Below are 14,073 nucleotides of genomic sequence, written 5' to 3' on the forward strand. Positions count from 1 at the left end.
CACTCCATCTATCATTTGTTTCCTTCTATCTATATAGAAGGAAGATCACCTACCAACGAAAACGTAACTGCGCCTGGGGCTCCGGGGCAGCCGGCGGCTGCGTACCATCGGCTACCGGCGGTTGAACCGGCGCTTCGCCCGCAGGCACTTCCTGCAACTTGGCCAGGCTCAACTGAGTGCGCAACTGATCGGCACTGCCGTTGACCCGGTACACAATGCGATTGCCATCTACCAACTGCGGTTGAGCGCCGAAGGGTTCGAGCAGATGGCCCAAAGCGGCATAGCGCTCCAGATTCATGCCCTGCACTTCGAGCAACTGTTCGGTGCTCACACCTGGCTTGACGGCAAAACGCGGTGCCAGTTTTTGACTGACCGCCAACATCACGGCATCGGCCACCGCGCCAGTGTCAGCGCCCTGGGCGGTGCCCTGCTCGCTTTTGTCGCCCAGCCACAGGCGCCATTTGGCCTGCCACTGGCTGCCTTCCTGGCGCGCGTGCACGGCCAGCAACGCGTCGGCGCCGTAGCGTTCGGAGGCGGCGCGCAAGGGCGTGGCATCGGCACTTTCCAGATTCGGTGCAGTGGCGACGACCTGCTCATCCAGGTCACCCAAGGGCAAACGCAACGGCAAGCCGCGGTGTTGTGCGGCACGGCGCAGTGCACCGGCTATCGCCTGGCCATCACCGACCAGGCTGCTGCCGTCAGTGGAATCGTTGAGCCACCAGCCGAGGATCGACGGCCGATTGCTGCCCCAGATCGACAGGCCGGCCTCACGCAATGCGCGATCAGTGCTCACAGGGTCGAAGTCTACTTGCAGGCTTTCCGGCGGGCCGGCGTCGTAGCCGTATTGGCTGATGATTTGCTGCGGGTCTTTGCGAATCGCCGCCAGGCCTGGGCCGTCGGCAGCCTTGGCATCGCCGGTCAGGCGGATCACCAGGGTTTGCACGGCGCGCTGGGTGGCCTGGTCACGCTCTTGGGGCGACTGGCTGGCAACCGGTTCAAGTACTTGATAAAGGCCATTGAGGGTTTCGGCATGACTCGCCAGGCTGACCAACGACAAGCAGCCTACAAAGAAGAAATTACACAGACGCATGGAAGATTCCCGAACGACAAATTTAGCGGCTGGAACAGACCGCGTGAACTCGGCTTGGCAAGGCTGTGACCACAGCAGCCGGTAAAACATTCACAGGGTCATGGCAGTTTTTGTACTGTCATAACGATAGCGGGTTAAAGGCTATACCTTAATACACGCCATTACCGGCACGTTTAGCATTTTTTTAACCGGCTTTTTTAACCTATATGGCCCTGCCCGTCGGCCCGAGGATGGCCGCTGCCCCTCAAGCCTGATAAAATCGCGCGCCTTCGCAGACCGTCAGCGGCTGGGCCTTTTACCAAAAGCGCCTGCCGGCTCGGTCGTTACCCAGAAATCCCCCCTAAAGGCCTGGATCATGAGCAAGCAACCCTCCCTGAGCTACAAGGACGCCGGTGTAGACATCGACGCCGGTGAAGCATTGGTCGAACGCATCAAGAGCGTCGCCAAGCGCACTGCGCGCCCCGAAGTCATGGGCGGCCTGGGCGGTTTTGGCGCCCTCTGCGAAATCCCGGCCGGCTACAAGCAGCCTGTGCTGGTGTCCGGCACCGACGGCGTGGGCACCAAGCTGCGCCTGGCGCTGAACCTGAACAAGCACGACACCATCGGCATTGACCTGGTTGCCATGTGCGTCAACGACCTGGTGGTGTGTGGCGCAGAGCCGCTGTTCTTCCTCGACTACTACGCCACCGGCAAGCTGAACGTGGACACCGCTGCTCAAGTGGTCACCGGCATCGGCGCCGGCTGCGAGCTGTCGGGTTGCTCTCTGGTCGGCGGCGAAACCGCTGAAATGCCAGGCATGTACGAAGGCGAAGACTACGACCTGGCCGGTTTCTGCGTCGGTGTTGTCGAAAAAGCTGAAATCATCGACGGTTCCAAAGTCGCAGCCGGTGACGCCCTGCTCGCCCTGCCATCGTCCGGCCCGCACTCCAACGGCTACTCGCTGATCCGCAAGATCATCGAAGTGTCCGGCGCCGACATCGAGAATACCCAGCTCGACGGCCAGCCGCTGACCGACCTGCTGATGGCCCCGACCCGCATCTACGTGAAGCCTTTGCTCAAGCTGATCAAGGACACCGGCGCCGTCAAAGCCATGGCCCACATCACCGGTGGTGGCCTGCTGGACAACATCCCGCGCGTGCTGCCTAAAGGCGCACAGGCGATTGTCGACGTGGCAAGCTGGACGCGTCCTGCCGTGTTCGACTGGCTGCAAGCGCAAGGCAATGTCAACGAAACCGAAATGCACCGCGTGCTGAACTGCGGCGTAGGCATGGTTATCTGCGTGGCTCAAGAGCACGTTGAAACCGCGCTGAACGTACTGCGTGAAGCGGGCGAGCAGCCTTGGGTTATCGGCCAGATCGCAACCGCTCCAGAAGGCGCGGCCCAGGTTGAACTGAAGAACCTCAAGGCTCACTGATGCCTGAGACCTGTGATGTCGTGGTGCTGCTCTCCGGCACCGGCAGTAACTTGCAGGCCCTGATCGACAGCACGCGCACCGGCGATAGCCCGGTGCGCATCGCTGCGGTGATCTCCAACCGCAGCGACGCCTACGGCCTGCAACGCGCCAGGGACGCGGGTATCGACACCCGCTCCCTGGATCACAAGGCTTTCGAAGGTCGCGAGGCCTTCGACAGCGCCTTGATCGAACTGATCGACGCCTTCAATCCCAAACTCGTGGTGCTTGCCGGTTTCATGCGCATCCTCAGCGCCGATTTCGTGCGGCACTACCAAGGGCGCCTGCTCAATATTCACCCGTCCCTGCTGCCCAAATACAAAGGGTTACACACACACCAACGCGCCCTTGAGGCCGGCGACACGGAGCATGGCTGCAGCGTGCACTTTGTCACCGAGGAACTCGATGGCGGGCCTCTGGTCGTACAGGCAGTGGTTCCGGTAGAGTCTGCAGATTCGGCGCAGACACTTGCGCAACGGGTTCACACCCAGGAACACAGGATTTACCCGCTGGCTGTTCGCTGGTTTGCCGAGGGACGATTGATTCTCGGCGAACAGGGTGCATTATTGGACGGTCAGTTACTCGCGGCCAGCGGCCACTTGATTCGAACCTAGGAGATTTTATGCGTCGCGCCCTGCTCTTCGCTTTTGCGCTGTTCGCCTTGCCCGCTGTGCAAGCAGCAGACCTTCACCCTTTCTCCGCCAGCTACACCGCCGACTGGAAGCAGTTGCCCATGAGCGGCTCGGCCGAGCGCAGCCTGGTCAAGAATGACAATGGCTCGTGGACCTTGAATTTCAAGGCGTCCATGATGATCGCCAGCCTCACCGAGACCAGCGTTATCCGTCTCGACAAAGATGCCCTGCAGCCCGTGAGCTACAGCTTCGAGCGTGGCGGCCTGGGCAAGTCGAAGAAGATCAACCTGGACTTCGACCAGACGGCCAAGAAAGTCACCGGCTTTGAAAACAAAGACCCGGTCAACGTCGCCCTGCAAAGCGGCATGCTCGACAAGTCGACTTACCAGTTGGCACTGCAACGCGATGTGGCGGCCGGCAAGAAGAGCATGAGCTACATCGTCGTTGAAGGCACCGACACCGACACCTACGACTTCCGCGTAATCGGCCCGGAAAAGGTCCAGACCAAGGTCGGCGCCATCGATGCGATCAAGGTTGAACGTGTACGTGACCCGACGCAAAGCAAGCGCATCACCCAGATGTGGTTTGCCAAGGACCTGGGCGGCATTTTGGTAGCCTTGCGCCAGGTGGAAACCGACGGCAAGGAATACAACATCATGCTGCAGGACGGTACCGTTGATGGCCAGGCTATCAAAGGTAGCTGATACCGTGATGTGATTAAAAAGAGCCTCGCTGAATGCGGGGCTTTTTTTCGCCTGGAGGTTTTGTGTTGAAACCACTACCGCTATCGCAGGCAAGCCAGCTCCCACAGGTGAATGCATTTCAAATGTGGGAGCTGGCTTGCCTGCGATAGGGCCAACACGGTCACCACAAGACTTTAAGCCCATCCGAACATGAAACTTTTGTCATAAAACTCAGCACCCTGCGACGCAATGTCGCGATTTGCGTGGCCTGCAGCACTGTTGCATTTCCTGCAATAAATAGTTGCGCGCAAAATCGGTTTACTTAGCAAGCTAACAAAACATATAAAAGAGGCCTGCGACGACTTGCCGCAGATCAACCAGAGATTGGAGCAAGCAGATGACTGTAAAAGTAACTGAACGCGACGATGCACACATGTCTCACGAAGCACTGGGCCATGGGATTCACATCTGGGATGTACATCAACAAGACCAACTGGTCGGCATGTTCCACAACGAGAACGAAGCCCACAATTATAAAAACGAGCTCGAATCTCTTGAGATGAAACGCCAGGCTGAAGGCTCCTGAAACTCTGAAATCTGGTAGCCACCCAGCCCCACACAGCAGCTGGTGTGCCTACACACAAAAACCCCGCCTTTGAGCGGGGTTTTTCGTTTCTAACAGCCACCGTTTTTCTGTGTTCTGCCACGACCGCATGAAAGCAGACACACCCTACAGAACCTCAGGCTTCGTACTACAAGTCACCTCAAAGACACTGAACCAGCCTGACTTAGCCCCTTCAACCCTGATTCCAGACCTGCATGGTCGCTCTCTCCGGCTTCGAACCGCCCTCCTTTCGCCCCTGAATAATCGTTTCCGCAAAAAGCGTAACAACAAATAGACATTTGGTAATGATTCTCGATAGTATCCGTTCGCTTTTCACTCAGCCCTACGGATAAGGAGTTCGATTTGATGCACGGACAGGTCGCCACACCGGAAAAACTACTGCTGGAACGCTGGGGTGAAGCACTCTCCACTCGCCAATTCCTGGCTAAGCACGTCACGCTTGATGCCCTGATCGACACCCTCGCACCTGCCGCCGAACGCAGCTTCCAGCGCCTGATCCAAGCCCTGTTCCGTGAAGGCCTGCTCAACCCCACCACACGCACTTATGACGAACACAATCGCTGCTGGCTGGAGCTACCCGACCACACCCGCCTATGTTTTGATCACCTGCGCCCAGGCCACATGGCCAGCTGGGATTTGCGCGGCACGGTGAGTGTCCTGCGCGCTGGCCAGCCCGAACAGAAAATCCGATTCCCCTCGCAGTTGCTGACATTACTCAACAGCAGCCTCGAATCATCTGCCGCCCCAGACGTCTTGAGCCGCCTCAACCGGGAGATAGACGACAGCTTTATCAACGATACGCTGTGCCTCGCCTTCCACGAGCAGTGGACCCTCGAGCTGCACGCCGCAATGGCCCCCGCGCATCAAAACAATTTGCTCAGCTACCTCAAGAACAACCCAAGCGTTTCCAACCCGACATCAGTACTCGAGCAGTGGGGCACCTTGGGCCATCCATGGCACCCCAACTACAAGACGAAGTTGGGCTTGGGTACAGAGCAGGTGATTGAATTCTCGCCGGAGTTCGAGGCGCGCTTTCCGGTATTGCTCTGCGCGCTGCACCGCCAGTTCGCCCATGTCGAAAGCCTGGCCGGTACTGCAGATTACTGGCAGTGGTGGCAAAACCACTTCCCGCAGGCCGCCCGCCAACTGACAGCGCACTTAAGCGCTCAAGGCCTTGAGGCTGGCGACTACCTGCCGATGCCCGCTCACCCTTGGCAAGCTCGCCAAGAGCTGCCGCAACTGTTCGCCAATGAAATCGGTGACAGGCTGCTGGTGCTGAGCGACATCGTCGCGTTCACCGCCCACCCCACCATGTCATTCAGGACCGTGTTGCCTGAAGGCCGGTGCGACGCGCCAATGGTTAAACTTCCCGTGTCGCTGCGCTTGACCAGTGTGCAGCGCACAGTGTCGCCACGCTCCGCGCGCATGGGGCCACGGATCAGCCATTTACTGCAAACCATCCTGGCACGCGAACCGCAAATTCAACCTATTCTCAGCATCGTGCCCGAACGACTCGGCGTGCATTTCCAACCACAACCTGCCAATGACGAGCACTCCCGGCACCTGGCCGTCCTGTACCGTGACAACCCGCAGAGCCTGCTCGAACCGGGCGAAATGGCCATTCCGGTAGGCAGCCTGTTTGCCATTGATCAGCATGGGCACCCCTTGCTCAAGCAGTGGGTACGCCTGAGCAAAGGCGCTGATGACGCGCAGGCCATGCAGGCGTTTTTTAAAGACTATGCATCGATTGCAGTGCCGGCACTGCTGGGCATGTACTTGCGTTATGGCGTGGCCTTCGAGGCTCATCAGCAGAACTCCTTTATGGTCATGGGCACAAACGGGCAAGCAAACCGCCTGTTGCTGCGTGATTTCGGTGATATCCGCATCGACCGCAAGACCTTGCATGCCCATGGCCTCGACATCGAACTGCACGACCCGAAGATGACCTTGTACGACGATGCCGGCTTCGTGCGCGACAAGTTGCTGCACACCGTGTTCATGTGCCACTTGGGCGAACTGGTATTGCTCAGTGCGCGCCATTTCGATATTCCGGAGGGGCTGCTGTGGGACGAGCTGTCAGCCCAGGTCCGCGAGTGTTTCGATGATTTGCGCAGCCAGGTCGAACCCCAACGTTGGCAGACCGAACGTGCCGCGCTGCTGGAGCAGGACTGGCCAGCCAAGTCGTTTATGCGCATGCGCCTGATGGAAAGCCACGCCGATATCGTCGGACGCCTGCCGAACCCGCTGAGCACTGCCGCCAATGTCGGCTAACAACACTGCATTGCGTCTGTTGGTGGTGATTCAGTTGGTGTCGATGGGCGCCATGGAGATGAGCGGCCCCTTCTGGCCGTTGCAGATCCAGAAACTGCTGGGCGTTGCCAACGCCCAGTACACCGGCCTGCTGTCGTCGCTGGTGTATGCCGGGCCGATGATGGCGGCGATGATCCTCACGCCAATGTGGGGGCGCCTGGGTGATCGTACCGGCCACAAGCCGATGATCATTCGCGCGCTGCTGGCCCTGGCGGTATGCCAGGCGCTGGCCGCTGTCACCACCGACCCGTGGCTGCTGGTGGTCATCCGCGTGGCGCAAGGTGCGCTGGCAGGTTTTATTGCAGCAGCCCAAGCCTATGCGCTGGCGTACTGCGCCGAAGGTGGGCGCGGGCACATTCTGGCGCGGTTGCAATCGGCCACCGCCGTGGGCTCGCTGGCCGGGCCGGTGCTGGGTGGCTGGCTGATGGATATTTCCGGTTTCGCGTTGCTGTGCTACAGCGCCACGGCGGTCTGCCTGCTGTGCGCGCTGATCAGCCTGTTTCTACCCAGCGATGCGCCGCGCTCAAGACCGGTACGCGCCTCAACGCCTACGGCACTGCCCAAAGGCTGGCTCGGCGCAATGCTCGCCATCATCGTGCTGATCCAGGCCGCCAAGATGATGCCCCAACCGTTTTATGCCCTGTACGTCGCCGATGTTCTACACGCTCCTGCCTGGCTGATCGGCGCCAGCTACGCCGCCAGCGCACTGACGCTCGCGCTGTCCGCGCCGCTGTGGGGCCGCCTGTTTGACCGACACCCCGCGGCGCAAACATTACGCATCATCGAATGGGTCACGTGGTTTTGCGCCTTGACGCTGGCCTTCACGGCGATGGCCGGCGAATGGCTGGGGTTCCTCGCCAGCCGGCTGCTGTGGGGCGTGTGGCAAGGCGCGCTGCTGCCGGTCGCCTACACGTTGATCGCCAACACCGTTGCACCCAGCCAGCAGGGGTTTGCCTTGGGCCTGGGCAATAGCGCCGCAAAAGGTGGCGCGTTGTGCGGTGCGCTGTTGGGTGGCGTCGGCATGGCAATGGTGGGCTTGGCGCACAGCTTTTGGCTGGTGGCACTGACCTATGCCTTGGCGGCCCTGGGTATCCGCGCCATCCGTTCGTTCACCCGAACACCTGAGACTTCCGATTTTTCTGTCAATACTTCTAATAACTCAAAGGCAAGATCATGAACAAATCACAATGGGCCGTCCTGCTGCCCCTGCTCGGTTCGATAAGCGCGCCTGTCTGGGCCGATCAACCTGAAGACGCGCCAGCGGCGGCTACCAACCTGCAATTGCAGGCGACGGTCGTTTCGGCCACTCGCAGTGAAACCAGCATTGCCGCGATCCCAGGCTCGGTGCAGGTCATCGACGAAGCACAGATCCGCCAGCAGACAGCAGCAGGACGCCGGGTTGCCGATATCCTCGGGCAACTGGTCCCGGGCATAGCACCCTCCAGCGGTGGCATGAGCAACTTCGGCCAAACGCTGCGCGGGCGCAACACGCTGATCCTGATTGATGGCGTGTCCCAGAACGCCACGCGTGACAACTTCCGCCAGCTCAACAGCGTGGCACCGGAAAGCATCGAGCGCATCGAAGTGATTTCCGGCGCCAGCAGCGTCTACGGCGCCGGCGCCTCAGGCGGCATCATCAACATCATTACCAAGCGCAACAAAGGCGAAGACCTGGCCTTCAGCAGCAAGATCGGCATGACCGCCGGTAACAATTTCAGCCACAAGGGGTTTTCCTACGAAGCCTTCCAAAGTGCCACCGGCCGCAAAGGCCCGGTGGACTGGTATGTGTCGGGCAATACGGTGCAACGCAACGACCAGTTCGACGGTAACGGCAAACGCATTCCCCAGGACACGTCCCAGGGCAGCAACATGGACACCGACACCTACGACCTGCAAGGTCGCTTCGGCTACGAGCTGGATGACGACAAGAAGATCAGCCTGTCGCTGCAAGACTATAAAGATGAACAGGACACCCGCTACACCAAGAACCCACGCATCACCAGCACTGCCGTCGCGGTAAAAGGCCTGGACCTGGATGACCAACCCTTCACCCACAACCAGGCGGTCAACCTCAATTACGCCGACAAGGACTTCTACGGCCAGGGCTTGCAGGTCGAAAGTTATTGGCGGCGTGCCGACGCACTGTTCTTCCCCGACCTGTCTCGCGGCCGTGCCGGGGTGTCCGACAACAACAGTGTGCAAGACGTCTATGGTGTGCGGGCAGCGATTGATACACAAATGCCGGACATCGGCTCGGCGACCGGTAACCTGGTCTGGGGCGCCGACTATGACCATGAAACCTCGCGCCAACGCGGCGACCAATACCGGGTCAACGGCCTGAGCTATACCAAGACCGGCACCACCTTTGAGATGGGCCCGGACATCGCAACCGCCACCAAAGCCATTTTTGGCCAGCTGTCCTACGATATCGATGACTGGACCTTACGTGGCGGCATCCGTCGTGAGTGGATCGAAAGCGAAGTGTCCGACAGCATTGCCTACGGCGAGATCGTGCAGACCGGCAACCGCGCCACACTGCCGGGCGGCACCCTCAAATACGATGACACGCTCTACAACCTGGGTGCGGTGTACCACCTGAATGAAAACCAGGACGTGTTCGTCAATTTCAGCCAGGGGTTTTCCCTGCCGGATATCCAGCGCTTCCTGCGGGACGTCAACAGCAAATACGACATCCAGGACCTGAACGCCCAAGCCCTCAAGGTCGACAGTTACGAGCTGGGCTGGCGTGGCAACTGGGACAAGTGGCTGGCCAATGTCACCGCGTATGAGAACACCTCGGACGTCACCCAGTTTTATGATGCCAATGACCGTGTGTTGCGCCTGATCAACCAGAAAGAGCGCGTGCGCGGCATCGAAACCAGCCTGACCTACAACGTCACCGATCAATGGTCGGTAGGCGGCACGTACGCCTACGCCAAAGGCGAGACCCAGCAAAACGGTAAATGGATCGACCTCCCCGCCACACGTATCTCGCCTGCCAAGACCACCGCCTTTGTCGGTTATGACCGTGGCGACTACAGCCTGCGCCTGCAAGGCATGCAACTGGCCGACTATGACGCCGCGGCCAAAGACAACAACGGCCGCGATATCAAAGGTTATACGCTGGTCGATCTGCTCGGTTCGGTCAGGTTGCCAGTCGGTCGCCTGGAAGGCGCGATCTACAACCTCAGTAACCGCAATTACCAGAACATGTTTGCCCAGGCCAACGCCCGTGCGCCGTACCCGAACGCTGAAGGGCGTACCTTCAGCGTGAGTTATGCAGTGGATTGGTGATCGGCTGAAGCTGCAGGTTAAAAACACAAACCCCGCCTTTTGAGCGGGGTTTGTTGTTTTTAACGCCTTACCACATCAGATCATCCGGGATCTGGTAGGCCGCGTATGGATCGTCCTCATCCGGCACCTGGCTTTCGGTGAGGATATTGAGCTGCACGATACGCTCTGGTGCGCGCTCCTGGATCTTCAGCGCCGCTTCACGCGGGATCACCTCGTAGCCGCCACCGTGGTGCACGATCGCCAGGGAGCCGTTGCTCAGTTTGTTGCGCATCAACGTGTTGACCGACAGGCGCTTGACCTTCTTGTCATCCACGAAGTTGTAGTAGTCCTCGGTAGTCAGCTTGGGCAGGCGCGAGGTTTCGATCAGTTGTTTAACCTGGGCCGTGCGGGCCTTGGCCTCGGCTTTTTCCTGCTGCTGGCGGTTCAGTTCCTGGTCGCGCTTGACCTTTTCGGCATGCGCTTCGGCGGCCAGGCGCGCCTGGGTGTCATCAGCCTCGATCTGGCCCTTGTGGACCAGGCGCTGCTGCTTCTGTTTGTCTTTGCCGACCTGCTTGGCCTGCTTTTGGTTGACCAGACCTGCTTTGAGCAACTGGTCGCGAAGGGAAAGGCTCATGGTGCTTACTCACTTAGGCAACTGCTCAACCGCAGCTGGACACATTCTTTTCCTGGCGTTTGGCTTCGCCCCACAGGGCGTCCAACTCTTCGAGGGTGCAATCTTCTATGGGTTTGTGCGTATCGCGCAATGCCTGTTCGATAAATCGGAAACGTCGTTCGAACTTGGCGTTGGCGCCACGCAGCGCGGTTTCCGGGTCGACCTTGAGGTGACGGGCCAGGTTGACCGCCGCAAACAACAGGTCACCGACCTCATCGGCGATCGCCACCGAATCGTTATCAGCCATGGCTTCGAGCACTTCATCCAGCTCTTCACGCACGTTGTCGACCACCGGCAAGGCAGCCGGCCAGTCGAAACCTACCTGGCTGGCGCGCTTTTGCAATTTGGCGGCGCGGGATAACGCGGGCAAGGCCGCAGGTACGTCATCGAGCAGGGACAATTGCTCGGGTGCGTCGGATTTTTCTGCGCGCTCCTCGGCCTTGATCTGCTCCCAGCGTTCTTTAACCTGTTCTTCGCTTAACTGGGGAATATCCAGCGGCGCGTACAAATCACCCGTCGGGAATACGTGCGGATGGCGACGAACCAGCTTGCGCGTAATGCTGTCGATTACCCCGGCAAACTCAAAGCGCCCTTCTTCCCGCGCCAGCTGGCTGTAATACACCACCTGGAACAACAGGTCGCCCAACTCGCCTTGCAGATGATCAAAGTCGCCGCGCTCGATGGCATCGGCAACCTCGTAGGCTTCTTCAAGGGTGTGCGGCACGATGGTCGCGTAGGTTTGCTTGATGTCCCACGGGCACCCGTATTGCGGGTCGCGCAGGCGATTCATCAGGTGCAGCAGGTCTTCAAGTGAATACATCGGTCAATCTCTGCCCATTGTCTGGAACCGCTGAAGATCTAATGTGGGAGCTGGCTTGCCTGCGACAGCCTCGACTCGGTCTATCAGACAGACCGAGTCGCCTGCATCGCGGGCAAGCCCGGCTCCCACAGAAAGCAGCCCACAGATATTTTCAGACCGCATCAAGGTGTGCGATTACGCCGAGTCTCGATGATGTTCGGCAACTGGGAAATCCGCCCCAGCAACCGCCCCAACGCGTCCAGCCCCGGGATCTCGATGGTCAGGGACATCAACGCGGTGTTGTCCTCTTTGTTCGAGCGGGTGTTGACCGCCAGCACGTTGATGCGCTCGTTGAGCAGCACTTGCGACACGTCACGCAGCAAACCGGAACGGTCGTAGGCACGGATGATGATGTCCACCGGGTAGGTGAGCACCGGCACCGGGCCCCAACTGACCTGGATGATGCGCTCGGGCTCGCGCCCGCCCAGTTGCAGCACCGAGGCGCAATCCTGGCGGTGAATGCTCACGCCACGCCCCTGGGTGATGTAGCCGACGATGGCATCGCCCGGCAATGGCTGGCAGCAGCCGGCCATTTGCGTCATCAGGTTGCCCACGCCCTGGATCTGGATATCGCCGCGCTTGCCAGGCTTGTAGCCGGTGGCTTTGCGCGGAATCAGTTCCAACTGCTCGCTGCCGCGCTCCGGCTCGACCAGTTGCTGGGCCAGATTGACCAATTGCGCCAGGCGCAAGTCGCCAGCACCGAGGGCTGCGAACATGTCTTCGGCGATCTTCATGTTGGCTTTTTCGGCCAATTTGTCGAAGTCCACCTGTGGCAGGCCCAGGCGCGCCAATTCGCGTTCAAGCAAGGTCTTCCCGGCCGCGACGTTCTGGTCGCGTGCCTGCAACTTGAACCAGTGAACGATCTTCGCCCGCGCCCGCGATGTGGTGATGTAGCCCAGGTTCGGGTTCAGCCAGTCGCGACTCGGCGTGCCGTGCTTGCTGGTGATGATCTCGACCTGTTCACCGGTTTGCAGGCTGTAGTTGAGCGGCACGATGCGCCCGTTGATCTTGGCGCCCCGGCAGTTGTGGCCGATTTCGGTGTGTACGCGATAGGCGAAGTCCAGCGGCGTGGCGCCCTTGGGCAAGTCGATGGCGTGGCCGTCGGGGGTGAAGATATAGACCCGGTCCGGCTCGATATCCACCCGCAGCTGCTCGGCCAGGCCGCCGATATCGCCCAGTTCTTCGTGCCATTCCAGCACTTGGCGCAACCAGGAGATCTTCTCTTCGTACTGGTTGGACCCGGCCTTGACGTCGGTGCCCTTGTAGCGCCAGTGCGCGCAAACTCCAAGCTCGGCCTCTTCGTGCATGGCGTGGGTGCGGATCTGCACTTCCAGCACCTTGCCCTCGGGACCGATCACGGCGGTGTGCAGCGAGCGATAGCCGTTTTCCTTGGGGTTGGCGATGTAGTCGTCGAATTCCTTGGGGATGTGCCGCCACAACGTGTGCACGATGCCCAGCGCGGTGTAGCAGTCGCGCATTTCCGGCACCAGTACGCGCACGGCGCGCACGTCGTAGATCTGGCTGAAGGCCAGGCCCTTGCGCTGCATTTTGCGCCAAATGGAATAGATGTGCTTGGCGCGGCCGCTGATGTCGGCGTCGACGCCGGTGGCTTGCAACTCGGAACGCAGCTGGCCCATCACGTCGGTGATAAAGCGCTCACGGTCGAGCCGCCGCTCGTGCAACAGCGTGGCAATTTGTTTGTATTGGTCGGGTTCGAGGTAGCGGAAGGACAAATCCTCCAGCTCCCACTTGATATGGCCGATGCCCAAGCGGTGCGCCAGCGGCGCGTAGATGTCGAACACCTCGCGGGCCACGCGGTTGCGCTTTTCGTCGTCGGCGGTCTTCACCGCACGGATCGCGCAGGTACGTTCGGCCAGCTTGATCAGCGCGACGCGCACGTCGTCGACCATGGCCACCAGCATTTTGCGCAGGTTTTCGACCTGGCCCTGGGTGCCCAGCACCATGGACTGACGCGGGCTGAGGCTGGCGCTGATGGCGGCCATGCGCAGCACGCCGTCGATCAGCTTGGCCACCACCGCGCCGAAACGCTGGCTGACCGTCGGCAACGGGATATGCCCTTCACGCACGCCACGATAAAGCACGGCGGCGATCAGCGAATCCTGGTCCAGCTTGAGATCGGCGAGGATCTCGGCGATTTCCAACCCGGTGCGAAAGCTTGAAGTGCCTTCGGCCCACAGGTTCTTGGCCGCATTGTCTTGCTGTTCAGACTCACGAGCGAACTCGCAGGCTGCTTTCAAGGCTTCACGGTCCAGTGCCGGGTCGACACTGACGGCATGATCCAGCCATGCCTCGAGATTGATACTGCCGTCGGTGTTGATCGGCTGGTGTGCTCTCACCTGTACCATCTTGCTTACCTTCCCTACGACGCACCTTGGATGCGCCAAAAATCATCGCTGACCTGCTGCGTAACCCTAGCGGTGCAACCATTAGGCTAGGTACCACTCCCTGACAGGTCAC

The 14,073-nt window shown here is 60.0% G+C and carries 11 protein-coding genes; 7 read left to right on the forward strand and 4 right to left on the reverse strand.

What is annotated here, in order from left to right; all coding sequences use genetic code 11:
• Positions 1-49: 49 nt before the first annotated feature.
• Positions 50-1,090 (reverse strand): DUF2066 domain-containing protein, encoded by a 1,041-nt coding sequence (locus HBO23_RS19140; RefSeq protein ID WP_170039162.1) that lies wholly within the window; start codon positions 1,088-1,090, stop codon positions 50-52.
• Between the two features lie 355 nt (positions 1,091-1,445).
• Between HBO23_RS19140 and purM the strand changes: the two genes are divergently transcribed.
• The 7 genes from purM (at position 1,446) to HBO23_RS19175 (ending at position 10,084) form a co-directional block, all read left to right on the forward strand.
• Positions 1,446-2,504: a phosphoribosylformylglycinamidine cyclo-ligase gene (gene purM, locus HBO23_RS19145; protein ID WP_017134881.1), complete on the forward strand. Its 1,059-nt coding sequence runs from the start codon at positions 1,446-1,448 to the stop codon at positions 2,502-2,504.
• Positions 2,504-3,154: a phosphoribosylglycinamide formyltransferase gene (gene purN / locus HBO23_RS19150; RefSeq protein WP_017134880.1), complete on the forward strand. Its 651-nt coding sequence runs from the start codon at positions 2,504-2,506 to the stop codon at positions 3,152-3,154. The genes purM and purN overlap by 1 nt, the downstream gene beginning before the upstream one ends.
• 8 nt (positions 3,155-3,162) lie before the next feature.
• Positions 3,163-3,876 carry a DUF3108 domain-containing protein gene (locus tag HBO23_RS19155; protein ID WP_017134879.1) on the forward strand — a complete coding sequence of 238 codons (714 nt, stop codon included), beginning with the start codon at positions 3,163-3,165 and terminating at the stop codon, positions 3,874-3,876.
• Positions 3,877-4,252: 376 nt separating this feature from the next.
• Positions 4,253-4,441: a hypothetical protein gene (locus tag HBO23_RS19160; protein ID WP_017134878.1), complete on the forward strand. Its 189-nt coding sequence runs from the start codon at positions 4,253-4,255 to the stop codon at positions 4,439-4,441.
• Positions 4,442-4,825: 384 nt separating this feature from the next.
• Entirely contained in the window at positions 4,826-6,751 is a 1,926-nt protein-coding gene (locus HBO23_RS19165; protein ID WP_170039164.1) for an IucA/IucC family protein, read from the forward strand.
• Entirely contained in the window at positions 6,741-7,967 is a 1,227-nt protein-coding gene (locus HBO23_RS19170) for an MFS transporter (protein WP_170039166.1), read from the forward strand. The genes HBO23_RS19165 and HBO23_RS19170 overlap by 11 nt, the downstream gene beginning before the upstream one ends.
• Positions 7,964-10,084 (forward strand): TonB-dependent receptor, encoded by a 2,121-nt coding sequence (locus HBO23_RS19175; protein WP_138448996.1) that lies wholly within the window; start codon positions 7,964-7,966, stop codon positions 10,082-10,084. Before HBO23_RS19170 ends, HBO23_RS19175 begins: the two co-directional genes overlap by 4 nt.
• A 67-nt stretch (positions 10,085-10,151) precedes the next feature.
• On the opposite strand, the gene HBO23_RS19180 is transcribed toward HBO23_RS19175, so the two are convergent.
• From HBO23_RS19180 to relA, 3 genes are all read right to left on the reverse strand, one after another.
• Complete coding sequence (locus HBO23_RS19180) at positions 10,152-10,697, reverse strand: DUF2058 domain-containing protein (protein ID WP_017134874.1); 546 nt, start codon at positions 10,695-10,697, stop codon at positions 10,152-10,154.
• A gap of 25 nt (positions 10,698-10,722) precedes the next feature.
• The gene (gene mazG / locus HBO23_RS19185; RefSeq protein ID WP_017134873.1) at positions 10,723-11,556 is read right to left on the reverse strand and encodes a nucleoside triphosphate pyrophosphohydrolase; all 834 of its coding nucleotides are present in this window, start codon (positions 11,554-11,556) and stop codon (positions 10,723-10,725) included.
• A gap of 161 nt (positions 11,557-11,717) precedes the next feature.
• Positions 11,718-13,961 (reverse strand): GTP diphosphokinase, encoded by a 2,244-nt coding sequence (gene relA / locus HBO23_RS19190; protein ID WP_017134872.1) that lies wholly within the window; start codon positions 13,959-13,961, stop codon positions 11,718-11,720.
• Positions 13,962-14,073: the final 112 nt, after the last annotated feature.

This window comes from Pseudomonas sp. WS 5532, assembly GCF_012985445.1.
Lineage (GTDB): Bacteria > Pseudomonadota > Gammaproteobacteria > Pseudomonadales > Pseudomonadaceae > Aquipseudomonas > Aquipseudomonas edaphica.

What these genes read in the sequence shown, in the direction of transcription:
- HBO23_RS19140 (WP_170039162.1), bottom strand. Translation starts at nt 1,090, where the DNA reads ATGCGTCTGTGTAATTTCTTCTTTGTAGGCTGCTTGTCGTTGGTCAGC.
- purM (WP_017134881.1), top strand. Translation starts at nt 1,446, where the DNA reads ATGAGCAAGCAACCCTCCCTGAGCTACAAGGACGCCGGTGTAGACATC.
- purN (WP_017134880.1), top strand. Translation starts at nt 2,504, where the DNA reads ATGCCTGAGACCTGTGATGTCGTGGTGCTGCTCTCCGGCACCGGCAGT.
- HBO23_RS19155 (WP_017134879.1), top strand. Translation starts at nt 3,163, where the DNA reads ATGCGTCGCGCCCTGCTCTTCGCTTTTGCGCTGTTCGCCTTGCCCGCT.
- HBO23_RS19160 (WP_017134878.1), top strand. Translation starts at nt 4,253, where the DNA reads ATGACTGTAAAAGTAACTGAACGCGACGATGCACACATGTCTCACGAA.
- HBO23_RS19165 (WP_170039164.1), top strand. Translation starts at nt 4,826, where the DNA reads ATGCACGGACAGGTCGCCACACCGGAAAAACTACTGCTGGAACGCTGG.
- HBO23_RS19170 (WP_170039166.1), top strand. Translation starts at nt 6,741, where the DNA reads ATGTCGGCTAACAACACTGCATTGCGTCTGTTGGTGGTGATTCAGTTG.
- HBO23_RS19175 (WP_138448996.1), top strand. Translation starts at nt 7,964, where the DNA reads ATGAACAAATCACAATGGGCCGTCCTGCTGCCCCTGCTCGGTTCGATA.
- HBO23_RS19180 (WP_017134874.1), bottom strand. Translation starts at nt 10,697, where the DNA reads ATGAGCCTTTCCCTTCGCGACCAGTTGCTCAAAGCAGGTCTGGTCAAC.
- mazG (WP_017134873.1), bottom strand. Translation starts at nt 11,556, where the DNA reads ATGTATTCACTTGAAGACCTGCTGCACCTGATGAATCGCCTGCGCGAC.
- relA (WP_017134872.1), bottom strand. Translation starts at nt 13,961, where the DNA reads ATGGTACAGGTGAGAGCACACCAGCCGATCAACACCGACGGCAGTATC.